The organism is Olivibacter sp. 47 (genome assembly GCF_030372825.1).
Classification (GTDB): Bacteria; Bacteroidota; Bacteroidia; order Sphingobacteriales; family Sphingobacteriaceae; genus Olivibacter; species Olivibacter oleidegradans.
Genome location: NZ_JAUCNR010000001.1, coordinates 2931791 through 2956628 on the forward strand (window position 1 = coordinate 2931791; position 24838 = coordinate 2956628).

Below are 24838 nucleotides of genomic sequence, written 5' to 3' on the forward strand. Positions count from 1 at the left end.
TGACAAATATACTAATATTTTTAGTATAATCAAGTCGTTAATTTAGGATATAGGATATAAGACATAGGACATAGGAAGTAAGACATAGGATAGAAAGTCTTGATACTCGATACTTGACATAGGACATAGAAGTTAGACATAGGATATAAATCCTGATACCTCATACCTTTGCCCTGATTCTTGTTTCCAACTGCTATCGATCAACTTCGCCCAAAACGATGTCAATAGATCCTAATATGGCAATAAGGTCGGCGATGAGAATGTTTTTTGATAGCTCCGGTAGAACAGATAAATTATTAAAACTAGGCCCCCTGGCTTTTACACGTCTCGGAATGTCCAACTTGCCATCGGTTATAAAATAGAAGCCGAGCTCTCCCTTGGGATTTTCAGCCCTTACATAATAGTCTTGCGCTTTTGGAGATACTTTTTTAGGGACTAAGCCACGGGGATCAAAATCAGGTGTTCTTTTTAAATCTTTCTGTAATCTTTCCAGACATTGTTCAATAATCTTAACCGACTCAACGATTTCATCAACCCTCACTTTATATCGATCCCAGCAGTCGCCTTTCTTGCCCATTTCACCTTTTCCAATGGGAATATCAAAATCGATCTCCGGATATACCGAATACTCGTCTACTCTCCTAAGATCCCATTTTAAGCCTGAAGCACGGAGCATTGGTCCTGAGCAACCATAATTGATTGCTACTTCCAGCGGCAAAGCGCCAATATTAGCGGTGCGTGAGATAAAGATCTGATTGTTTGTTAAAAGCTCATCCAGTTCAACTAATTTTGGTTTAAAATAGTGAACAAATTCTTTGCATCTTTCTTCAAAACCGACAGGTAAGTCGTAAAACAACCCGCCGATCCAAATATAATTGTAGAGCATCCTTGATCCTGATGCCCATTCCAGCATATTCATAATATGCTCGCGGTCTCTAAAACACCACATAAAAGGAGTGAAGGCGCCAATGTCAATGCCATAGGTGCCAATTGCAATCAGGTGCGATGCAATCCTGTTTAATTCGCAGACCAAAACACGGATATATTCAATTCGTTTAGGAATCTCCTTGTCTAAACCAAGCATCCTTTCGACGCCCATTACAAAAGCATGACTATTATTCATAGAAGCTAAGTAGTCCATGCGATCGGTAAAAGGAATGGTTTTTCCATAATTCATCGACTCGGCATGTTTTTCAAAGCAACGATGAAGGTAACCCATGTGGGGAACAACCTCCTTAACAATTTCACCATCTGAAATAACTTCCAAACGTAGAACGCCATGTGTAGACGGGTGTTGGGGGCCGATGTTAATAATCATTTCCTCCGGGCCTAATTCAGACATTCTTTTTTCGTAAGCGTTTAAAGCAGCTTGTATATCCGTATTATTCACTAATTTGTTGTTTCGAAAGAAGGTTAAATTTTTTGATTCAATTTATTGGAATGCCATGGTAGCTTTCCGCGTCTTGGTAATCTTTCCGTAGCGGATACCCACTCCAATCGTCAGGCAGTAGAATACGTCTTAAATCGGGATGGTCATTAAAGAAAATACCTACCAAGTCATATGCTTCTCTTTCGTGCCAATCAGCTGTACGCCAAATTGTGCTAACGCTGTCAATCGAAGGCAATGTCGATCTTTCACGAAGGTTATCCAATTTTACCTTTAGCGTTAACTGCGTTTTATAAGGAATTGACGCAAGATGATATACAACACCGAAGCCCTCATTAACGCCATAGTCGACTCCTGAAATGCAGGATAGAAAGTCGAACCAAGTGTCCTGGTTCTCTTTGAGTTCTTTACAGACAGCCCGCAGAAAGTCCCGATGAATCACCAAAGCAGGTTGTAATCCTTGCAATTCTTCGTCCACAATACATTCATTGCCGAAGCGGGACGTGAGTATGTTTTTTATTTTCGTAAGATCCATTTGTTTATCAAGGTGCTAAACGATTAATCGCCCATCCCGCACTCGAGGTATTTTTGCTGTATAGAATTCGGTCGTGTAACCGGTTTGTTCTACCTTGCCAGAATTCTATTGTAGAAGGTGTTACCTTATAGCCGCCCCAGTGTGGAGGTTTTGGTACAACCTGGTTTTTATATTTTTCGGAAACCTCTTTAAGATTTTCTTCCAGGAATACTCTGCTCGGAATAACATCGCTTTGAGGCGAAGCCCAGGCTCCCAATTGACTGCCGACCGGTCTACTATGGAAATAAGCTTCCGAACTGGCTTTATCCACTTTTTCTACGGTTCCCTTGATACGCACCTGTCTTTGTAGATCCGGCCAAAAAAACACAAGGGAGACCATCGGATGAGTGGCGATCTCTTTGGCTTTTTGACTATTATAGTTGGTGTAGAAAACGAAGGCACCATCTTCAATATCTTTCAGCAATACGATACGAGCGCTAGGTGAACCATCAGCATCTACTGTTGCTAGTGTCATAGCATTGACCTCTATTACTTGGGCGTTGATAGCCTGTTCAAACCATTGCTCAAATTGGCGAATGGGGTCTTTGTCAATGCTATCTTCAGTTAAGGATGCCAGTCTATAATCCGTTCTAATATCTTCAATATGTAATTCCTTATCCATAGCTTATAGTTCTTTTACAAACTTAAAAAAAACGTAGCCATTTATTCACCTAAACATACATAAACTTTCTTTTATATGAGAATTAGATGAGGGAAAATGGAATGCCAATATAAGATATGTATCAAACCAGGGGATAAGAGACACCTGCCTACTGGCAGGCAACTCGTAAGACATCGGACACCAATAGACACCTAATACCTAAAAGCTAACACCTAAAATCTAACAGCTAACATCTAATACCTCAAAGCTAAATTTCGGCCCTATATTTGATAGGATTATATTGATTTTACGAATAGAAATTTATTTCTCATGCTTAGCAATTTCAATCCGCAACAAGGTAGTTTATTACTTTCCGAACCTTTCATGCTAGATCCAAATTTTCAGCGCTCTGTTGTTTTATTGTGTGAACATAGTGACGAAGACGGATCGGTAGGTTTGGTATTAAACCAACCCAGCTCGCTTTTATTGAAGGATGTAATGTCCGATATGCCAAACGCTGAATATCAACTGTTCGTAGGTGGGCCTGTGGGGCAAGATAGTATACAATTCATTCACAAATGTTATGATCGTTTAAACAGTGGCATCGAAATAAAAGAAAATTTATTTTGGGGTGGAAATTTTGAGGCGTTGAAGCTACTGATAAACGATCGTGCCATAGGATTGGACGAGATAAAGTTTTTTATTGGATACTCCGGTTGGTCAGGTGGTCAGTTAAATAAAGAGCTGAAGGAAAACACGTGGATGATAGGGAATAGCTTTGATCCCGACATTGTGTTTGTTAATGATGAAGAAAATTTATGGAAAGAGGCTGTTATTAGTTTAGGACCAAGGTATGCCCATGTAGCAGGTTTCCCTCAGAACCCCATGTGGAATTAGTTTTTATAAGACATAGGATAGTAAGACATAAGACATGAGACACAGGAAAGGAAATCTGATACTTACCTGCCTGCCGGTTGGCAGGTGTCTTGATACTTTATACCTACGTCCTGCTACCTACGTCTCTAATCAATTCTCCCGCTTCAAGCCATATTTTTCGATTTTGCTATAGAGATGGCTGCGCTGAATTTCAATATCATCGGCTGTTTTCGATACATTCCAGGCATTATTTTCTAGTTTGTATTTGATATATTCTCTTTCCGCATAGTCCTTATATTCTTGAAAAGAAGAGAATTGATCAAAATGATTTAATCCATTAATACTTCCGTGATGGTTTGGTTCCGGCGACGAAATAGTTGCACCGTTACCTATGCTGGTGGTTACTTCCGCGCTTTCCAAAACAGGCCCGCCGGGATTGGCATAAGCATACACGTCTTTGTCGGTAATCGATTTATCGCTTAAAATGATAAGTCGCTCTACCATATTTCTCAATTCACGAATATTCCCGGTCCAAGGAAGCGATTTTAACGCATCAATAGCACTGCTCGTTATCTTTTTAATAGGCATGCCATAATCTGTACAGATTTCTTCACAAAACTGTTCCGCAATGATGGGGATATCCGATCGTCTCTCTGAAAGAGGAGGGACGTGTATTAGGATGACACTTAGGCGGTGGTAAAGGTCCATACGGAAATTACCTGATTCGATTTCCCTTAATAGATCTTTATTTGTTGCCGCTATTACACGGACATTTACTTCGATTTCCTTATCGCCACCCACCCGTGTTATTTTATTTTCCTGCAAGGCTCGCAATACTTTTGCCTGAGCAGATAAACTCATATCACCAATCTCATCCAAAAATAATGTACCTCGATCCGCTTGCTCAAATTTACCGATCCGTTGCTTAACAGCAGATGTAAACGATCCTTTTTCATGTCCGAATAACTCACTTTCGATTAATTCCGAGGGGATTGCCGCACAATTCACTTCAATCAGGGGAGAGTTGGCTCGATTTGATTTTTCATGAAGCCATCTAGCCACCAGTTCTTTACCGCTTCCATTGGCACCGGTAATCAGAACTCGGGCATCTGTTGGTGCCACACGATCGATCGTTTCTTTTATCTTCGTAATAGCCTCTGATTCACCAAGTATCTCCCTGGTTTTACTTACCCTGCGTTTTAATACTTTTGTTTCGGTGACCAGCGTTCCACGTTCCAGTGCATTCCTTACTGTGATAAGCAGCCTGTTTAAATCGGGTGGTTTCGATATAAAGTCATAAGCCCCTTTTTTGCTCGCTTCAACGGCTGTTTCAACCGTACCATGCCCCGATATCATAATAAACGGAAGGTCCGGTTTAATAGATTGTGCTTCTGTAAGCACTTCCATTCCGTCCATTCTCCCCATTTTGATATCACATAATACCAGGTTGATGTTGTCTCTTTTGATGATTTCGAGACCATCGAGGCCATTATCAACATCGGTGACCTGATAATCTTCGTATTCTAAAATCTCCCGCAACGTGCTTCTAATCGCCCGTTCATCATCAATGATTAATATTTTAGCCATAAGTGTCTATTGCGTCAAAATCGCAATTTTATGCTGTTTAAGTTCTAAAAAAAAGCAAGCCTATAAGCCGGGTTCTGTCCTCAACCGAAGTTGAGCTTCTATCATTTATCTAGCCTTACAATCACTTGTAAGGTCTAACGACCTACCCATTCTGAATCCGCCTAAAAGGCGAAGAGAGCGAGCAACCCTACGTTCAGAACCTATTTGGTCTTTCAATTCCCGGGGTTTACCGCAATGTATGTCGCCATACAAGGCCGTGAGCTCTTACCTCACGTTTTCACCCTTATCTCGATAGCAATCGAGACGGTTTATTTTCTGTGGCACTTTCCGTTCCCGGGTTTAACCGGGACCTTCCCGTTAGGAAGCGAGATGCTCTATATTGCCCGGACTTTCCTCCTCACAAAGTGCGGCGATAGAACGGCTTGCACCATGCAAACCTACTATAAAAATCTCAAAATAAGAAATCGATTGACCAGTATTTAGTACAAAATCATGCTGTATTTACGATCTTGAACCTATCCAGCCTATTTCTTTCGTACTTCCTCCGGTGTGATGCCTAATTTGTCGCAGCGCAATTTTTTAAATGAACAGCCACTTCTTCCGTGCTTACAAATCCCAAGTCATTGCCAAAAGAATTTCCAACATAGGTTAGTATATAAGCGATTTCCTGATCTGTTAAAGTAGGGTTGGCCGGCATTTCTGTGTCAAATTTCCGATTCTCAATGGTTAGTTCTTCGTGTAAACCGTATTTCACGATACAAGGTAATTCCTTTCGCATCGTATGTAAGAAGGTGGTATCTGTTAGGGGCGGATATAGATTGCCGAGACCTTCACCTTCTGATCCGTGACAATTTGCACATTTTGTGGCAAATAGGGATTTCCCATTCGTGAAAAATTGCGCCTTTTTTATTTCTTGCTCCCCCTGACAAGCATTCATGACGGAAGCGATCAAGGCCACCAAGAAGCCCGCCCATAAAAAGCTATTTCTCATGCCCACCTTTATACTCGCCTAGTAATATATCCATGTCCTGCATCAATTGGGCCACTTGATTATCGTCCGTTCCGTCATAAGCTCCACGTATTCGCTTTTCTTTGTCAACCAAAATAAGCCATCCCTGGTGTTCAAAGCCTCCCGGAGCTTGCGCGTCTTCCTTTGCATAAACCATATACTTATCGGCAATGCCATAAATGTCTCGCTGAGTACCATGCACAAATTGCCATTGATTTCCTTTTACACCGAGTTTATTGGCATATCTTTTTAAAACCCAAGGCGTATCATATTTTGTGTCAATACTATGTGAGAGAATTTTTACTTCCTCATTTCCTTGATACTTATTCAGTACCTTTAATAAGTTTTTGCTCATCACCGGACAAATGCTGGGGCATGAGGTGAAAAAGAAATCAGCTACATATATGCTGTTGTCAAAATCTTTATCTGTTACGATCGTACTGTCTTGATTAATAAAAGAAAATGTAGGAATGGTTTGATATAGCGTATCCGTTACAGTTTTTCCATCTACTTCTTTCGTCACCGGTTCCCGTTCACCAAGAATAGGTAAACGTTGCTGTCCTTTTTGACCACACCCCCATACGAGTAAACTAAGGACAAAAATTAAATACTTGTTCATACTGTTATGATTATTTTTAGGCAATGGATAGCCTACCGCTTCATGGTAGGTTTATTGCCTACTTGTTGTTAAGGTTTGTACTTGGAAAGAATCTCACGGCTTTCACTTTCGGCCGTTGCAAACTTCTCTTTAAGCGCCTTTATTTTTGCCAGTTCGTTTTGTAAATAGGATGCCATCTCTTCCGCTTTTTTGTCCTCCTGAGCGGGCTCAAAATTATGCATCCAATCGGTCATTTCTTCGTTTGCTTCGGTCAGTTTTGATTGTAACTTAAGCAATTTATCTTTCTCTTGTGCAGTATCAAGTGCTGGATTTACCTGTTTTAGACTATCCATTTTTGTGAGTAGAATGCCTACTTTTAAATTGTCGCGCACTAATGCGCCCATTTTTGGCATAATTGAATCATGAACAGCGATCACTTCTTCTTGTAACTGTAAATTTTTGTTGCCGGCGTATTGCATGACGACGTGACAACACCTAATGTTAGTGAAAGGAATATATATAATTTCATTTGTTATATGTTGTTTAGTTCTGACAAATCCGTGAATTAAGTTTCCTATTAAATAGCTGTGGGCATATAGAATTCCGCTTCTTTTGTGGTATCAACCTTGACAATGCCTGCCAATATCATGTTCACTAACAGTCGTTGCGTTTTTCTTCGCGATAATTTTAGATGTTTACAAATATCTATCAGTGCAACCTTTTGTTTTTCATTCAGAAAAGTGAGTAACTGTTTTTCTTTATCGGTATACGTAATCAGTACCCCTTCTGATTCTCCATGTCTTTTCAATACATCCACTACTACTTTTCCTGCTAGTATACTTTTATCTTTTACACGTATGTAAACCCACCATTTGCCATCATCTCCCAAGGCGTAATGTGGTTTTACGTCGCTTTCAGGTATTTCGGCGATAAGAACCAGCTTGTCGTCAACAAATGTTTCATCAAATTTGATTTCGACCGCCGGTTTACAATATCGATAAGCTGCGCGCTCTAAGATAAATCGCTCTTCGTCTTCGTTTTTTACACCGATTATATGGCCGTCATCAGCAACGCCGATAAGCAATTTTCCACCTTTATTATTAGCAAAAGCAACCAATGTCTTTGCGATTTTGTTTTCATTGCTGATTTTATTCTTAAAATCGAGTTGTTCACCTTCACCTTGTAGTATTGTTGCCTTTAGCCTCATTTTAGTAATGTAAATTGATTAAAAAACGGAATTTCAATGCTCATATAGGATTTTCAGATGCTAAAACATAGGCATTAGTATGCAACCGTAGGTTGTTCCTTATTATATTTTAGATTTCTCACATAAACTTCATTCATCACCTTTGCACAAAGCTCCCCATTTTTATCGACGATATCCAGCATAAATTTCTGTATAAATTTACCGGTCATATCCAGTGTTTGCTGCGCCTCTTCGATTGCATCATCAGTTAGCCGGATTTGGAAATAAAGCGTTCCGCGACCGGGTTTTATGTAATCAATAGAAGCACTCTTTAGCCATACCCGTGTTTTGTATCCTTTACGTCGAAAAATCTGATCGAACAACAACGCAAAAAAAGGATCGGCGGCCGCATAAATCGTTCCCCCAAATATAGAGGAATTATAATTTTTGTTCAGTATGCTATATAGAATCTTTACATCAACACCTTTAAAATCTCTATGAAATCTCTGAACCCAAATTCGTTGAAAAAGGAGGGGGGGATATAAACGCATTACCCATTTTAATGTACGCTCTGAGACCTTCATGTATTAGCTAAATGCGTGTTTGACATCGCTAGCGGAAGTAGCTTGAGGCTAAGATAAAAAGAATTTTACATTAGCCATAATTTTAAATAAACTATCTAGGAGGAGTTGTATAAAATGAGGGTTTTCGTTCTGTCTCGGGCAAAGTGAAATCGGGGGTAAATAAAAGTCTAAGCAAATTTTAATTCAATAAAATTTATATTTTAGCCCCGTATTTTCAATAGACCATTCTTGATGATAGAACAGCATAATAAACAACAAACCACTAAAGTTTGGTTGTTGGTTTTGGTAGCTTCCCTGGGTTATTTTGTAGACATCTACGATCTAGTTATTTTTTCAATCGTTAGAGTACAAAGTTTTAAGGATATAGGGGTGCCATTGGAAAATATGCGTACAGACGGTGAATACGTTCTTAATATGCAAATGATCGGATTATTGCTGGGAGGCTTACTGTGGGGAATTATCGGTGATAAATTTGGCAGAGTAAGGGTATTGTTCGGGTCAATTTTGCTTTATTCACTGGCCAATATGGCCAATAGCTTTGTGAACGATATACATAGCTACGCCTGGATTCGTTTTATCGCAGGCATTGGCTTGGCAGGTGAGCTGGGGGCCGGAGTCACCTTAGTTAGTGAGAGTATGCCAAGGGACAAAAGGGGATATGGGACGATGCTTATAGCCGGTATCGGTGTATTAGGAGCCATAGCAGCCTTTTATGTTGCTGAACATTTCAACTGGCGAAATGCTTATTTGGTTGGTGGTGGTATGGGGCTATTGCTATTGCTGATGCGTGTTGGAACTTTCGAATCAGGAATGTTTACCGATACCGCACAAAAAAATGTTTTAAAGGGAAAATTCTTCATGCTTTTTGAGAATAGAGAGCGCTTCTTGCGGTATCTTTATTGCATGCTTATCGGGTTACCTATTTGGTTTGTAGTAGGTATACTGATTACGCAGGCGCCCGAATTTGGCGTTGCCTTGGGTGCTACGGAAACACTTAGTGCGGGTAAGGGAATTATGTACGCTTACATTGGTATTTCACTCGGTGACATCTTCGCCGGGTTATATGCCCAGCTGACAAAGTCGAGAAAGAAGGCGGTATTTTTCTTCCAACTGTTGATCATCATCAGTTCGCTGTGGTATTTAATGAGCAGTGGTATTACCGCTCAAAAATTCGTTTGGTTAGCCTTTTTTATGGGTTTCTCGGTCGGATATTGGGCTACTTTTGTTACGATAGCCTCCGAACAGTTTGGCACTAATTTAAGAGCAACGGTTGCTACCACGGCACCTAACTTTGTCCGTGGCGCACTCGTTCCAAGCACTTTTTTTATTTGAATGGTTTGTCCATCGCTTCGATATTATCATTGCGGCAACCATTATGGTTGTTTTATTGAGCGCCATTGCCATGTTCGCACTAAGCCAATTGAAAGAGAGCTTCGATAAGGATTTGAATTATTTGGAAGAATAGCTTATAGCCGATAGGCTGTCAGCTATCAGGTATCAGCCTATCGACAGGTTTTAGGGTGTAAGGTTTAGGGTGTGTTAGACTTAGGCCAGTGCCCACTCTCATTGCAACTGCTATTATTCAACAACTCAACGACTCAACCACTTAACTATTCAACTATTTTCCAACTTGTGCTTTGAACCAAACTTCCTACGGCTTGTCCACCAAAATAAGGGAGGAATCAAGAGCGGAGCAAATACAAGGGTACTGGTTAAGCCACCAATGATGACAGTTGCCAATGGACGTTGAACGTCCGATCCAATACCGCTGGAAGTGGCTGCCGGAAACAAGCCAATGATTGCGACCACCAGAATGGTCAATACCGCCCGCAGCTGTCCCTTTGAAGTAGTCAATATGACGGCCTTTTGTTCTTCAATAGGCAACGCATAAGTAGAGAGGTTACTAAAGTTTCTATTGAGTGCCGACACGATCAATACGCCTGCCATTACAGAGATTCCGAAGATACTGACAAAGCCTACACCTGCCGAGACATTAAAGTAGTAACCCCTCAGCAATAGCGCTACAATGCCACCGCCTAAGGCAAACAGAATACAACTCATCGTGAGCAAGGTATCCTTGAAGTTTCTGTAAAGCAGATATAGAAAAGCAAATACGAGTCCAATGGTCAACGGAATGGTAAACAACAACTGTTTACCGGCTCTTTCCAGATTCTCGTATTGTCCTCCATAAATAAGGTCGTATCCTTTTGGAATATGCACTTGTGCACCAATTTTTTTCTGTAGTTCTTTTACAAAACTCACCTGGTCTCTTCCTTCAATATTCGTTCTAACGGTGATCATGCGTTTGCTTCCATAATGATAAATATTGGTTTGCCCTTCGATAAAACCGATTTCAGCAAGCTGGCTCATCGGGACCAAGTTACCGGTTGCTGAAGTGACCAATAGATTTTTTAACGCATCAATGTTATCTCTATACTGGGGTAAATAGCGAACAACAATATCATAGCGTTTCGTACCATCGTATATTTCAGAAATGGTTTTGCCGCCGATTGCGGCCTCGATCATGTTTTGGATATCGGAAATATTAATGCCAAACCTTGCAGCATTCTCGCGGTTTATATTAACGGCAATTTGCTCCTGCGGTCCCTCTTGTTCGATATTAACGGATTCGCTGCCTTGCATATTTCTTGCAATATTTGCGATACTATCCGCCTTTTGCCGCATAAGATGCAGATCGTTTCCAACGATGGATACCGCCAGATCCGCCGCCGAGCCGGTAACAATTTCCATTACCTGATCAATAATGGGTTGGCCGCTGGAAAAACTAACGCTTGGCAAAGCTTTGGATAGATCAGCCTTGATGTTGTTAACCAAGGTCGACTTCGCTATGGTATCACTCCAAAGCTTATAGTCTTTGAGCCCGACCAGAATTTCATTTCTATTAGCGGGGAACGGATCGGTTCCGTCGTCGTTGCGCCCTGTTTGCGTAATAACAAAAGCAACTTGCGGATACCTGGAAATTACCTTTCTAATGAGTGGTGCATATTTCGCATTTTCCTGAATATTAATACCGGATGGAAAATTACCTCTTAAAAAGATGGAGCCTTCGTCTAACGAAGGTAGAAACTCTGAGCCTAATTTAGCACCAGCTAGAATACAAATAGCAACCAGGAAAAAGCCTACGATTACGGTGCGCTTATATTGCGAAATAAACTTTTGCAAGGTTTTGCCATATAACTTCTCCAGAAACTCCAATAGTTTGTTACGATGTTCTTTCAATGGTTTCTCTTCGTTGTTCAGCGCTTTGTGGTAAACAAAGGAAATCAACACTGGGATAATTGTGAGCGCTGCCAACATGGAGCCTATTACTGCAAACGCCAAGGTTAGGGCCATTGGTGAAAACAGCTTTCCTTCAACCCTTGTCATTAATAGGATGGGCATGTAAGCCAAAATAATAATGGTAACCGAAAAGAAAATTTCCCTACCTACTTCCTGTGCCGAAGAAAGGGTGATTTTAATGATTCCTTCCTTCTTTTCTTCTGCTGTGGCGGTTCGATACTTTCGAATGAGATGCTCCACCATGACGCAAGCTCCATCCACAATAATTCCAAAATCAATCGCTCCGAGCGAAAGTAAGTTCGCAGGAATACCGGTTAGGCGCATCAGAATGAAGGCGAACAAAAGAGAAAAAGGAATTGTTAAGGCTACTACCAACGCGCTACGCACACTCCCAAGAAAAAAGATGAGGAGGATGATTACAATGCTTATCCCTTCAAAAAGTGTATGTGCTACCGTCTCCAGCGAGTGATTGATGAGAAAGCTTCGGTCATAGAGCGGCCTAATACGGACGCCCTCGGGTAGATCATGCGCCTGTACCTCAGCCATTTTTTGCTTCAAAAGCGCCAAAGCATCACTTGGATTTTCATAGCGACGTAAAAGCACAACACCTTCTACGCCATTGCTTACATCTAAACTGTCTGTTGTGACGGTATAACCTAAAACACCATTGGGGGGAGGAGGACCAACCTCAACATTGGCGACATCCCGTACAAAAATGGGCATACCATTTACTGATTTCAATACGATATTTAAGATGTCATTCTCCGATTTGATAGCCCCTAGGCCTCGTACGGCAAAACCTTGGCCACCACGGTTTATAATATTTCCGCCGGTGTTTTGATTATTATTATCAACGGCTGTTTCAATGTCTGCTATACTTAGATCGTATTTACGCAGTTTTTCAGGAGAAGCAAAAATATGGAACTGTTTCATCGGACCACCGAAAGTGGTGACATCAGCAATGCCTGGCGTTTGTAATAAAGCCGGTTTAATAACCCAATCCTGTAAGTCGCGTAGTTGCGTTGGCGTAAAACTCGGCGGCGCTTCTACAACGTAGCGCATGATCTCACCAACGGCAGTGGAGAGTGGTGCCAGCTCGGGGGTGACGCCATCAGGTAACTCAATAGAACCCAAGCGTTCCATCACCTGTTGACGGGCGAAGTAGTCGTCCGTACCATCTTTAAAGGTGAGCTGTACTACACTCAATCCGAAGATAGTTCTACTTCTCCGATCCAGCACATTGGGAGTGTTTTGCAAAGCGCGTTCAATTGGAACGGTTACTTGCTGTTCTACCTCCTCCGCCGCTCTTCCCGGGAATGGGGCAACCACAATTACGTTGGTATCAGCAATATCTGGGTACGCTTCTATTTTAAGTTGCGTAAAGCAGTAGTATCCTACTGCCATGAGTATGATACCGATGGCGACTACGGTCCAACGGTTTTTTAATGAGAATATTAATAAATTCCTGATCATTTTTCTGTCTTTGTTGGCCTTTAGTTGCAACCTGATTGCTCAATTACTTTCATGGTGTTGATAGCTAGATCATAAACTATTATTCTGACCATTCTTTCACATTATGAATGATCACATAGCCCGATTGAGTAACGGTGCGCAATGACTTAAGTACTTCTTTAATCTTTTCTTCGCTGTCAATAAAAGTGATGAGCAAGGGCACCTCGTCAAAACTGAAAAGATCATTAGGCCTACTTAGGTGACTGCCCTGTAGATAACCCAAACTTCCGTTAAAAGCAGTAGCGCTTTTTACTGATGTTTGATTAGAAATTGCATAATAAATTCATAAAGAGGTTGACCTCCTAAAAATTCGTTTTTGTTAATGAAAATCTGTGCCTGTACCATGCTTTTGTTATTAGTTATTCATTGTTACGGTTGTCAGAAATAACCATTAATATCCGAAGGAAAGCCCCTTAAGTTGGATCGCTCCTTTTGTTACTACCTGGTCATTTTTTTCTAAGCCTTGCAAGACGACCAGGCGTTCGCCTATCTGTTGTCCTGTAGTTATAGTTTGTCTTTTGAATACACCATTACCTGCAACGATAAAAACATAATCTTTGCCATCTACTGTTACTAAGGATTCTTTGCTGACGGTCATATGGTTTCCAACATTCTTCAGATCGAACAGCACCTGTGCAAACATGCCAGCTTTCAGTAAGCTACTATTATCAAGCAAGCTTATGCGCAGCTTAACCATTCGCGTGGCGTTATCAACCACATCTGCAATGTCTTCTACCTGTCCTTTGAAAGTTTTATCCGGATAGGCAGAAAACAACACCTCGCAAGCGGCTCCCTCATGAATATTGCTAATTTGGTTTTCCGGAATATCGCATATCACGTATGCTTTACCGGCCGGTGCTTTTCGAAGCGCAGTCGGATCAAAACCGCCTTGTTTCAAGTTTGCTTCATACTGAATGAGTGATGCTTTTTCATTAGCGAGGTTGCTTTTTTCGAGGGAAAGTGCTGTCTGCGCTTCCAATACATCACGGCCCGTTGCTGCCCCGTGGTTCAATAGATCTGAAGCTCGGTCCAATTCGATTTCTTTCTGTTTCAGATTAATTTGCTGAATCTGATGAATATTGGTTTGGTGTTGTGCTAACGCCGTATAACTGGCGGCTAAGTCGGGATTGTCAAAAAGTACCACATTTTGGGATGCACCGGCTACAGAAGCTACGACGGTGGCGGCAATTTTTCCCGGAGCAGTATACGAGGCGGTTACAGAACCATCATAAACCGGCTCTGTTTGAAAGAAGTGCCTCATTGTACTATCCTTAAAGCTGATCGTTTGCCCATTATTACTTAAAATGGGTGCTTCAATACGTTCCAGTTTACTGTCTTCATGCGAAGCGCATGCTGTCCACAAGAAGGTGGATACTATTACATATAAAATCGGTTTCATCGCTAAATAATTCGTTTGTTTATTTTATTTCGGCTTGTTTTTTCGTTGAATGATCAAATCAGCCAGCCAACTGACCGATTAAGCCACTTGCATACAGTAATTGAATGTAACTTTGCCTGTAGAGTTGCAAGGCATCATAATATTGTTGTTGTGTTTCGAGCCAGCTACGTTGTGCTTCTAAAAAGTCGATCAGCGTGGTACCTCCTCGGAGATAGGCATATTTAACGTTGGCTAATATATGCTCTGCTTGTTTAAGCAGTCCATCCGTAAATTTATGCGTGTTTTGTCGTTGTGTTTGATAACTGGCATAGGCTGTCATCAATTCTGTTTGCGCTTTACTTTTTATCGCTGCATATTGTTGTTCTGACTGATCCTTAAGGATATATGCCTTTTTGATTTCACCCTGATTTCGGGAAAACAAGGGAAGGTCAAAGGATACGGTAAAGCCTGCATAATTAATCGTGTTTTGTGGGTTCCACATAAATCCAAATTCAGGAACGGGTACCGCGAGGCTTCGTTGCAGGGAAATATTCTTATTAGACACATTAATCAATGACTGCGCGGCTCTTATGTCGGATCGATTAGCAAGTGCCTCTTGCAGTAGTGAGTCCAAGCCTAGATCGCCCTTTAAAGCAAATTGATCTGAAATATCGATATCATTAACTTGCGATCCGATTAAATAACTGAGTTCCATCAGTCGGTTGCTCAGGTCCTGTTCAGCGCTTTTAACCTTTAGTTCATATTCTTTTGCCAAGAGTTGCGTACGCATAAAATCGGTTTGCGTTATCACCTGGTTTTTAAGTCGCACCTTGTTAATATCACTGAGCGAATCGATATTACTTTTGGCTATTTTCAGAATATCTAATTGCTTATGAGCGGTGTAAACTTCCATCCATTTGGAAGCAACCTCCGCAAATACCCCTCGTTCTGTTTCCTGATAATTCTTATTCGATAAATCAATTTGCTCTTTTGCTAAATCAATTTTTTTTTGGCGCTGACCTGCCAACTGAAAGGGTTTGGTAAGTGTAAAAAGCGATTGACGATTCAACGGATCAGACCACGAGGTACGGGGTGCAAAGTTTTTGCCTTGCGTGAGCTGAATGGTTTCATTGTGAAAGGATGGATTAGGCCGTAATGCGGCAGTGGTGCTGTCTGCCTGCGCTGCCTTAATTTGATAAAGCTCGGTTTTTAAATTTGGGTTTTGCGTTTTCGCAATATAAAGTGCGTCCCTTAAGCTAATGCTTTGCGCATTGGCTGCACCTAAACCATAAAAGCACAAAACTCCAATCATCCAAAAAATCTTTGCATAATCATGATATTATTTCCATGCAAAGTTGGAAAACGTGTGTCTGACGAGCGGTTAGAAAGCTTTTATATTTTTATTAGAAAAATATTAGAAGGGGTTAAGTAGTTAAATATTTGAGTAGGAAAAGTCCCGTGCGGGCTTAAAGCATACTGCGTATAGCTTAATGCTTACTATAAAGCCGAAAGCTGATTGCTGATTTCCGATGGCTAAAAAGTTGTAGTGGCACTGGCTCATGCCTCAAGCGTACTGCTTAAAGCCTATAGCCTATTAAACATGCGGTAACTTAACCTCGAACCGAGTGCCGCTACCTAAGATTGAAAATACACTTATTTCTCCATGGTGAAGATTAATAATCCGTTGAGAGAGCGCCATGCCAATACCATGACCGCTGGAGTGATTTTTATTCTGCCCTCTATAAAAAGGGATAAAAATTTTATGCAGGTCTTCGTCGGAAATACCGGTGCCGTGATCAATAAAATCAATGATTGCATGATTATTTTGGTAGGAGATCTTCACCTCGCAACTTTGATCTTCCGAAAATTTACATGCATTTTCCATGACATTCGTAAAAGCGACCTGTAGAAGATAGTTGTTTCCACTAATGGTGATTTCGTCTTCGCCGTCCGGAATCTCCGTGAAATCAATTGTAATATGATAGGAAGGAGCCTGTTTTTCCAATTGATGCTTTGCGTCCAATAGAATCTCGTCGATCCGAAGGGCTTTGAAGGATATTTGGGTGGGATCGTAACTTGCTTTTGCAAGATCCAGTAAGCTTGTTGTCAGCTTAGCTAGTGTTTGTGCATCTTTAAGAGTTAGTCGAATAGTCTGTTGATATTGTTCAATGCTTCTTGGTTTGTTGGAGGATAGTTCCAGTTCTGTGATGATCGTTGATAAGGGCGTTCTCACTTCATGAGCAATATTGGATACAAACTCTTTCTGGGCGTTGAAGGATTTCTCCAATCGATTAAGCATTTCGTTAAAAGTGATCGCTAATTCTGCCAATTCATCTTTGCCACTGCCAACGTTGATTCTGGAATCTAAATTGCTGGCTGTAATTTCCTCCACATTCTCCACCATATCTGAAACGGGTTTTAACGCTTGTTCTGCTGAAAAGCGACCGGCAACGACGATCAACAACAGGGAGAGGCAGAAGGCAATAGCTAAATATTCCAGTATCGTGTTCAGCTTTTCTTCGCCATAACGATCGATTGCGGCCGCTGTAATGATATAGGTTTTATTGCTGTGTGTAAGTGTAAAAGCCGTAACATAGTAGTTATTGTATTTGTACCTGATTTCGCTATTTTTAACAATTGAGTCGAGCAATTGGGGTGTTTCTTTTACAATGTCTTTGTTCTCGGCATCGTGATAGATGAGTCGATACGATTCATCATAAATAGCCACCTCTTCGTTAATTACCCTTCGGGTATTATTAGCATATATCGTTTGCAGCACTTCCGGTTTGATATTCAGATCGAACAGAAAATAAACTTTTGTAATGGCGTGCTGTTTGATCTGATTGTAAAACTCGTCTTTTTGATCATTTGCAAAGGAAAGGTAAAAGAACAAAGCGAAGACTAAAAGGACGCCGGCCGACAGAAGCGAATATAAGAGGGTTAATTTATTCCTGATTTTCATCTCGATGCTTATTCAGTCTTGAAAATAAACCCCATTCCCGGTTTGGTATGTATATATTTTTCTTCAAAAGCTTTGTCAATTTTGTTACGCAAATAGTTGATGTATACATCAATAAAATTAGTCCCCGTGTCAAAAGTGGTATCCCATACTTTTTCTGCTATTTCAACGCGCGGGAGAACTCTTCCTTTGTTGCGGATCATATACTCTAACAGTTTGAACTCTTTCGGCGTGAGATTGATCTCAACGTTGCCCCGTTTTACGATCCGCGTATGTAAATTCATTTCCAGTTCGCCCGCCTTTAATATAGCAGTACTTGCTGAATTGCTAGCGGAGCCCCTTTTAAGCAAAACCCTGATTCTGGCCTCCAATTCTCTAAAATCAAACGGCTTAACCAGGTAATCGTCAGCCCCTGCATCAAAACCTTCCAATTTATCGTCTGTTGTTCCTAAGGCTGTGAGCATAATAATAGGCAAATCCGGGTAGCTTTCTTTAATCTCGCGGCATAGATCTATGCCGTTGATTTTAGGAAGGATAATGTCCATAATAATCAGGTCGTAAGCCTGTTGCCATACCAGCTTTTTACCCAGTATACCATCATAGGCCACGGTAGTTTTGTATCCCAGTTCCTCCAACCCGCGTTGAAGTAATTGAGCAATACGCGATTCGTCTTCAATGATAAGAATATGCATTATCCCGGGGTTTATTCGTTACAAACTTAACTAAAATTTGGATTTGTGAATAGTTGAGTTGCTGAATCGTTGAGTAGGTTTTATTCGTGTTGAATGATGAATTTTGGGTTGTGTCTGTGAGATTGGTTAAATGGGCGAGTAGAGGAGTAGTTGAGTAGGGGAGTTATCAATTAGCCAATGTGATGACGAACCGATGTGATGATGGGCTGGCGCGACCTAATGCCCGCTGCTTATAGTGTACGGCCATATTAATAACAGTAGTTTTGCGTTGGCACTAACCAAAGCTGATATCCGAAAGCTGATTGCTGACAGCTTAAGGCTTATTGCCTATGGCTTATAGCTTGACAATTAGCCAATTTGATAACCGAACAAAGAGAGTTCAGAATACCTCCGAAATAAACAGAGAGTAAATAATAATGTCGTGGGAGCTAAAAGCTCAGGGTCTATGACTTACTGCTTATTAACAAAAAAGCCCTCAATCGGGGAGATTGAGGGACTTTTACTAACCAATTATAAACCTAAATTATGATGACACAAAGGTAAACTGATTCATAATGAATTACAAGTCGTGCCGATCGTCTTTTGTTTCTTGAATTAGTTATATCTTGATTTTCAGTCATTTGCTACATATCGGTGATAAACTTTGACTGGAAATGATAAACGTAATATCAATGTATAGTGAAATCATTCTTTAACGACTCCACAAGGGGATCTTAAGGGGTAAATTTTGAATCCATATTAACTATAACATAATAAGAAAATAATAGGGACATAATAGGGACTTTATAGGGAAAATTCCTTAAAATATACCTATGAAATAATAGCTATTTATTTTTTTATGATAAACACTGGGTAAAAACAGGTATATTCGTAGGAATAACTATAAATCAAATGATTATGGCGATTATAAAAAATGGCATAAACGGTTCTTTTTTTGGTAAAGTAGGCAGTGTTATTGGTTACGAATGGAGAGGGATACCCGTAATGCGAGGTTTGCCCAAAAAGCGTACATCGCCTCCCTCAGAAAAGGAATTAGCGAATCGTGAGCGCATGCGTATCATGCAGAAATTCCTTCAGGATAGCAAAAATTTTATTGATTTAGGTTTTCAACTTGAAGCGAAAGCAAGGAATATGTCTGCATTTAATGCCGCGATGAGTTATAATAAAAAGTACGCAATAACAGGTAGCTATCCTGATCTCAAGATCGATTATGAGAAACTTCTTGTTTCAAAGGGTCTATTAATTACCCCAACCAATCCATCCGTTGCCTACGTCGAAGGTACGCTTCATTTTAAGTGGGATGCGGTGGCTGCGCCTACTAAAGTACGTACACTTTTATTTGCCTTCACAGAAGATCGGGAATATATGAATGCCAGCTATGGTCTTGTTTATGGCGATTCAGGAGAAGACTTGTTGGAGTTTGACTTATCTGAATCAAATTATCCGAATGCGGTAAGAATTCATTCGTATATCGCATTTATAAATGTGATGAACGATGCCATATCCAATAGCGTTTATTGTGGCGTAATAGAAAGCTAAATCCTTATCTTTGCCGCATGTTTAGTAAAGAAGAAATTGTCGCTTCCTACCAACAGATTCAAGATACTATCTGTAAGGGCTTAGAGGAAGCGGATGGGAAAGCGTTTTTTGAAGAAGAACGTTGGACACGAGAGGGTGGGGGTGGCGGACGCACCCGCATCATACAGGATGGAAACGTAATCGAACGGGGAGGAGTGAATTTCTCCGCGGTGCACGGTAAGTTGCCGGAGAAAATAAAGGCTGCTTTTGATGTGCAGGAAGACGATTTTTTTGCAACGGGTGTTTCTATTGTCATTCATCCCAAAAATCCTTGGGTTCCTATTATCCATATGAATATCCGTTACTTCGAACTAAATGAGCAAACAAGGTGGTTTGGAGGGGGGATAGACCTAACACCGCATTATGTGATTTCCGAAGATGCTGCGTTTTTTCATAAACGATTAAAAGATATCTGTGATCAATTTCAAACGGATTTTTATGCTCGGTTCAAAAAATGGGCAGATGATTATTTCTTTATAAAGCACCGCAATGAAACACGTGGTATTGGCGGCATTTTCTATGATCGTTTGCAACCCGATAATAGCAAGCTAAGCTATGACCAACTCTTCGAATTTTCCAAAAGACTCGGCGAAGGTTTCGTACCTATTTATGCGGAACTGATCAAACGAAATCAAAACAAAGCCTTTACCCCAAACGAAAAAGATTGGCAGTTTATCCGGAGAAGCAGGTATGTTGAGTTTAACTTAGTGTATGATTCCGGTACCAAGTTTGGTTTGGAGACCAATGGACGGATTGAATCTATTCTTATGAGTTTACCGCCTCAGGCAAATTGGGTTTACAATTTCCAGCCAAAGACAGGTTCCGAAGAGGAGAAAACACTACGGCTTTTAAAAAAGGATATTGACTGGGTAGGAAGCCATTAGTAGCATGGCAATAGGAAAGAAAGGAATGCCACTTACCAATACAAGGCGAGACGGAATAAACGGAAAAACGGCAATCTTCGTTATTGACACCCCCGTGTCACGGTGGTCAATTCTCAAAGATTTTTATTATTTTCGCAAGCACTAAAGCGAAACTTTTTTTTAACGGACTAAACAAGTATGGCTGACGAAACAGAAAATGACGATAATTTGGTGCCGGCTAACGACCGGATCATACCTATTAGTATAGAAGAGGAAATGAAATCTGCCTACATCGATTACTCGATGTCGGTTATTGTTTCAAGAGCCCTACCAGATGTTCGGGACGGCTTGAAGCCCGTCCATAGAAGGGTTTTATATGGGATGTTGGACTTAGGGGTTACCAGTGGAAAACCTTATAAAAAATCAGCTCGTATTGTAGGGGATGTATTGGGTAAGTATCACCCACATGGCGACTCGTCTGTTTATGATACAATGGTACGGATGGCCCAGGAGTGGAGTCTCCGTTATCCACTGGTAGACGGCCAGGGAAACTTTGGATCCATTGACGGAGATAGCCCCGCAGCGATGCGTTATACGGAAGCCAGGTTAAAGCGGATTGCCGAGGAAATGCTGGCTGATATAAATAAAGATACCATTGATTACCAATTAAACTTTGACGATTCGCTTCAGGAACCAACGGTTCTGCCGACCAAAATTCCGAATCTATTGGTGAATGGTGCATCAGGTATTGCCGTTGGTATGGCAACCAATATGGCACCTCACAATCTGAGCGAGGTAATTGATGGGACAGTCGCTTACATTGACAATCGTGACATTACCGTTGCCGAGCTTATGCAGCATATTAAAGCGCCTGATTTTCCTACGGGAGGCGTTATATACGGCTATGCAGGAGTACAAGATGCCTTCGAAACGGGGAGAGGACGAGTTGTCATGCGCGCTAAGGCGGAGATAGAGGTTTCCAAGAACGATAAAGAAACCATTATCGTAACCGAAATTCCTTACCAGGTTAACAAAGCGGAAATGATTAAACGGACCGCAGATCTTGTTAACGAGAAAAAAATTGAAGGAATATCTGCTATCCGGGATGAATCGGATAGAGATGGTATGCGCATCGTGTATGATATAAAAAGAGATGCAAATGCCTCTATTGTATTAAATAATCTTTTCAAATATACTGCCTTACAGACTTCCTTTAGTGTAAACAATATAGCACTGGTGCACGGGCGACCGATGTTGTTGAATCTTAAAGATATGATTCATCATTTCGTGGAGCATCGTCATGAAGTGATTATACGGCGTACCAAATTCGAGCTGGCTGAAGCCGAGAAACGGGCACATATATTAGAGGGTTTATTGATTGCTCTTGACCATTTGGACGAAGTTATCCAATTGATACGTTCTTCCGAAACACCGGAAGATGCACGCGTTGGTTTAATGGAAAAATTCGGTTTATCTGATATCCAAGCGCGAGCAATCCTTGATATGACGCTCAGAAGGTTAACCGGACTGGAACGTGACAAAATCAAAGAGGAATATGCGGAATTGATGAAAACCATTGAGTATTTGAAATCCGTACTGGCGGATGAAGGACTGAGAATGAAAATCATCAAGGACGAATTGCTGGAAGTCAAAGAGAAATTTGGTGACGAACGTCGTTCGCAGATTGTACACTCCGCAGAAGATATGCGGATGGAAGATTTTATCGATGATGAGGAAATCGTGATCACCATATCACATGAGGGGTACGTGAAGCGTACACCATTAACGGAATACCGCTTGCAGGCGAGGGGAGGAAAGGGCTCTTTGGGGTCTACAACGAAGGAAGAGGATTTTACGGAGCATATCATTACTGCTTCGGCCCATAACTACATGCTCTTTTTTACTGAGGCAGGTCGTTGTTTCTGGTTGCGGGCATTCGAAATCCCGGAAGGTACCCGTACGTCTAGAGGAAGAGCGATACAGAATATCATCAATATCCCGAAAGAAGAGAAAATTAAAGCCTATATCAAGGTGAAAAATTTGAAAGATCAGGATTATCTGGAGAATAATTTCATCATTATGTGTACAAAAGGCGGCACTATTAAAAAGACATCATTAGAAGCGTACTCGCGGCCAAGAGCAAATGGTATTAACGCTATCAATATTAATGAGGGTGATCAACTTTTGGAGGCATGTTTGACAAACGGTAACAGTGAAATCGTAATGGCGTTAAAATCAGGCCGAGCTATTCGCTTTAATGAGTCGACGGTGCGTCCAATGGGAAGAACAGCTACGGGCGTGCGTGGCGTAACGCTTGCGGGGCTGGATGATGAAGTTGTTGGCATGATTAGTGTTAATACAAATGATGCGACGATATTGGTTGTTTCTGAAAAGGGTTACGGAAAGCGGACGGATATTGACGATTATCGCGTAACAAATAGAGGCGGTAAGGGGGTTAAGACCCTTAATGTAACTGAAAAGACAGGGCTGCTGGTGGCGATCAAGGATGTGACCGATAATGACGACTTAATGATTATTAATCGGTCTGGAATTGTAATTCGTATTGCAGTTAGTCAGCTTCGCGTGATGGGAAGAGCTACGCAAGGTGTTCGCTTGATTAATTTGAAAGAGAATGATCAGATTGCATCCATTACAAAAGTTGACCACGATGAAGTAGAAGGTCTTGATGTCACAGAAACTAGTGTAGGGAATGATGCGTCGACAGAAAACGAGGGAGAAGTCGATAATTCTACAAGCGATAAAGGCCAAGACGAGACAAACGAATAGGCCTGTTTAGCGAGGTTTCAGGTAATATGGAATAACATATTGCCTGAAATTGAAGTGTTTAGTGACGGATAAGTGAGAAAGGATAACCAAGGCAAATGTAAACCTTAAATTTGAGTAGCGGCAAACATCCTGATTGACAAGCGATGCGAGCTTTAAAAAAGAACATATTAATGAAAAGTGATCTATATAAACATATCATCACTAGTACTGTGCTACTTGTTCTCTTCTGTACGCAACTGAGCTGGGCTCAGTCTAACCTTAAAGAGGGGAACAATAATTTTGCCCGGTATACGAAATCGGGCGATATTAAGGATTTGTTAGAGGCCAGAAAGTTTGCTGATCTTGCTTATAAAGAACGTAGAGATTCTGCTTCTTATAATAACACCTTGCTAAGGGGCCTTGTTTACAGCAGCTTGGCGGTAGCTGATTCAAACCGAACACAGAAGTATGTGAAAGACCCCATTGAAGAAGCCGAGTTCATGCTAAGCAGGTTGAATGATGAACAGCTGAATTACGAAAATGAGGCACAGATCAATTATTTGAAAAAACGGTTGGCGGCGGCTTATTTGATCCGAGCCAACCGTGCGCTGACGAATAATAATTACGAAGAGGCTTATGATCTTTTTGAAAAGGTCAATGCCTATAACAGTACGCCGAATACAAGACATAATTTGGCTTTATTAAGTGAGCGTTTGGATCGGCCGGATGACGCTGTTAAGTTATACAGTGATTTTATTGAGAATAAGTCATCTGCTAAACCTAGCTATATTCTGACTTTGGCTAAAATACATCTAAATAAAGGCGATAATAATGCCGCACAAAATGTATTACTGAAAGGACGGGAATATTTTCCTACCAATAAGGATATTCTTTTTGCTTTATTGAATCTTTATGCCGGTAACGGTGCTTATGATGCCATTGTAGTATTAGCCGATGAGGCGATTGCTATGGAGCCCGAAAGCGTTAATCTGAACTATCTGATCGGGTATGCTTATGAAATTACGGGCGACCGCGAGAAGGCCGAAAGTTATTATAAGCGGACTTTAGAGCTTGACCCCGATGATTATAATAGCAATTATGAGCTCGGTTTGCTGTATTTAAGAGATTTTGTAAAAGACCCCTCCGATTTGGAAAAGCAGTATGAAGCGCAACAATATTTATTAAAAGCAAACGAAATAGACCCGAATGCTGTTAATGCTTTAAAGTCTTTAGCTGTGCTATTTGATAAATCAGGAAACAGTGTTCAGCTCGAACGGGTGAACAGTCAGTTGAATCAAATGAATATGAACTAAAGCTTATTGCCTAATGAAGCGCCTAAAATAAGCTGACCTGGGAAGAGGCTTTGAAGCTTAACAAATAATAATCAC

At 41.0% G+C, this 24838-nt stretch carries 20 protein-coding genes, 1 other RNA gene and 1 pseudogene; 6 read left to right on the forward strand and 16 right to left on the reverse strand.

Going from position 1 to position 24838, the window contains the following annotated elements:
• Positions 1–193: 193 nt before the first annotated feature.
• From QT327_RS12700 to pdxH, 3 genes are all read right to left on the reverse strand, one after another.
• Positions 194–1342, reverse strand: coding sequence for an NADH-quinone oxidoreductase subunit D (locus QT327_RS12700; RefSeq protein ID WP_013666601.1), 1149 nt, complete (start codon positions 1340–1342; stop codon positions 194–196).
• An 85-nt stretch (positions 1343–1427) separates the two neighbouring features.
• The gene (locus tag QT327_RS12705) at positions 1428–1922 is read right to left on the reverse strand and encodes an NADH-quinone oxidoreductase subunit C (protein WP_149105691.1); all 495 of its coding nucleotides are present in this window, start codon (positions 1920–1922) and stop codon (positions 1428–1430) included.
• Between the two features lie 7 nt (positions 1923–1929).
• Positions 1930–2583, reverse strand: coding sequence for a pyridoxamine 5'-phosphate oxidase (gene pdxH, locus QT327_RS12710; protein WP_149105692.1), 654 nt, complete (start codon positions 2581–2583; stop codon positions 1930–1932).
• A gap of 309 nt (positions 2584–2892) precedes the next feature.
• Between pdxH and QT327_RS12715 the strand changes: the two genes are divergently transcribed.
• Complete coding sequence (locus QT327_RS12715) at positions 2893–3459, forward strand: YqgE/AlgH family protein (RefSeq protein WP_013666604.1); 567 nt, start codon at positions 2893–2895, stop codon at positions 3457–3459.
• Positions 3460–3588: 129 nt separating this feature from the next.
• On the opposite strand, the gene QT327_RS12720 is transcribed toward QT327_RS12715, so the two are convergent.
• The 7 genes from QT327_RS12720 to QT327_RS12750 all read right to left on the reverse strand — a co-directional run bounded on the left by QT327_RS12720 (position 3589) and on the right by QT327_RS12750 (position 8402).
• A complete protein-coding gene (locus tag QT327_RS12720; RefSeq protein WP_013666605.1) occupies positions 3589–5025 on the reverse strand; it encodes a sigma-54-dependent transcriptional regulator in 1437 nt (478 codons plus the stop codon).
• Between the two features lie 47 nt (positions 5026–5072).
• An RNA gene (rnpB, locus tag QT327_RS12725) (RNase P RNA component class A) lies at positions 5073–5454 on the reverse strand.
• A gap of 127 nt (positions 5455–5581) precedes the next feature.
• Positions 5582–6016 (reverse strand): c-type cytochrome, encoded by a 435-nt coding sequence (locus tag QT327_RS12730; protein ID WP_149105693.1) that lies wholly within the window; start codon positions 6014–6016, stop codon positions 5582–5584.
• Positions 6006–6653 (reverse strand): SCO family protein, encoded by a 648-nt coding sequence (locus tag QT327_RS12735; protein WP_013666607.1) that lies wholly within the window; start codon positions 6651–6653, stop codon positions 6006–6008. Before QT327_RS12735 ends, QT327_RS12730 begins: the two co-directional genes overlap by 11 nt.
• A gap of 68 nt (positions 6654–6721) precedes the next feature.
• Positions 6722–7111, reverse strand: coding sequence for a hypothetical protein (locus tag QT327_RS12740; RefSeq protein ID WP_289553026.1), 390 nt, complete (start codon positions 7109–7111; stop codon positions 6722–6724).
• A 98-nt stretch (positions 7112–7209) separates the two neighbouring features.
• On the reverse strand, positions 7210–7839 hold the full coding sequence (locus tag QT327_RS12745; RefSeq protein ID WP_130857797.1) for an AlbA family DNA-binding domain-containing protein: 630 nt from the start codon (positions 7837–7839) through the stop codon (positions 7210–7212).
• Between the two features lie 74 nt (positions 7840–7913).
• Positions 7914–8402 carry a DUF4442 domain-containing protein gene (locus QT327_RS12750; protein ID WP_013666610.1) on the reverse strand — a complete coding sequence of 163 codons (489 nt, stop codon included), beginning with the start codon at positions 8400–8402 and terminating at the stop codon, positions 7914–7916.
• Positions 8403–8633: 231 nt separating this feature from the next.
• Here QT327_RS12750 and QT327_RS12755 point away from each other — a divergent pair.
• A pseudogene (locus QT327_RS12755) lies at positions 8634–9867 on the forward strand (MFS transporter).
• Between the two features lie 149 nt (positions 9868–10016).
• Here QT327_RS12755 and QT327_RS12760 read toward each other — a convergent pair.
• From QT327_RS12760 to QT327_RS12785, 6 genes are all read right to left on the reverse strand, one after another.
• Positions 10017–13175 (reverse strand): efflux RND transporter permease subunit, encoded by a 3159-nt coding sequence (locus tag QT327_RS12760; protein ID WP_149105694.1) that lies wholly within the window; start codon positions 13173–13175, stop codon positions 10017–10019.
• A gap of 79 nt (positions 13176–13254) precedes the next feature.
• Positions 13255–13437: a DUF190 domain-containing protein gene (locus QT327_RS12765; RefSeq protein ID WP_289553027.1), complete on the reverse strand. Its 183-nt coding sequence runs from the start codon at positions 13435–13437 to the stop codon at positions 13255–13257.
• A gap of 168 nt (positions 13438–13605) precedes the next feature.
• Entirely contained in the window at positions 13606–14613 is a 1008-nt protein-coding gene (locus tag QT327_RS12770; RefSeq protein WP_130857793.1) for an efflux RND transporter periplasmic adaptor subunit, read from the reverse strand.
• A 58-nt stretch (positions 14614–14671) separates the two neighbouring features.
• Positions 14672–15904: a TolC family protein gene (locus QT327_RS12775; protein ID WP_289553029.1), complete on the reverse strand. Its 1233-nt coding sequence runs from the start codon at positions 15902–15904 to the stop codon at positions 14672–14674.
• 282 nt (positions 15905–16186) lie between these two features.
• Positions 16187–17554, reverse strand: a complete 1368-nt coding sequence (locus tag QT327_RS12780) for a HAMP domain-containing sensor histidine kinase (RefSeq protein ID WP_130857791.1) — start codon at positions 17552–17554, stop codon at positions 16187–16189.
• 8 nt (positions 17555–17562) lie between these two features.
• Complete coding sequence (locus QT327_RS12785; protein ID WP_013666616.1) at positions 17563–18243, reverse strand: response regulator transcription factor; 681 nt, start codon at positions 18241–18243, stop codon at positions 17563–17565.
• A gap of 897 nt (positions 18244–19140) precedes the next feature.
• On the opposite strand from QT327_RS12785, the gene QT327_RS12790 reads away from it, so the two are divergent.
• From QT327_RS12790 to QT327_RS12805, 4 genes are all read left to right on the forward strand, one after another.
• Complete coding sequence (locus QT327_RS12790) at positions 19141–19782, forward strand: DUF6266 family protein (RefSeq protein ID WP_130857790.1); 642 nt, start codon at positions 19141–19143, stop codon at positions 19780–19782.
• A gap of 17 nt (positions 19783–19799) precedes the next feature.
• Complete coding sequence (gene hemF, locus QT327_RS12795) at positions 19800–20705, forward strand: oxygen-dependent coproporphyrinogen oxidase (RefSeq protein ID WP_149105697.1); 906 nt, start codon at positions 19800–19802, stop codon at positions 20703–20705.
• A gap of 177 nt (positions 20706–20882) precedes the next feature.
• The gene (gene gyrA, locus QT327_RS12800) at positions 20883–23471 is read left to right on the forward strand and encodes a DNA gyrase subunit A (RefSeq protein WP_149105698.1); all 2589 of its coding nucleotides are present in this window, start codon (positions 20883–20885) and stop codon (positions 23469–23471) included.
• 170 nt (positions 23472–23641) lie between these two features.
• The gene (locus tag QT327_RS12805; RefSeq protein WP_165447047.1) at positions 23642–24763 is read left to right on the forward strand and encodes a tetratricopeptide repeat protein; all 1122 of its coding nucleotides are present in this window, start codon (positions 23642–23644) and stop codon (positions 24761–24763) included.
• Positions 24764–24838: the final 75 nt, after the last annotated feature.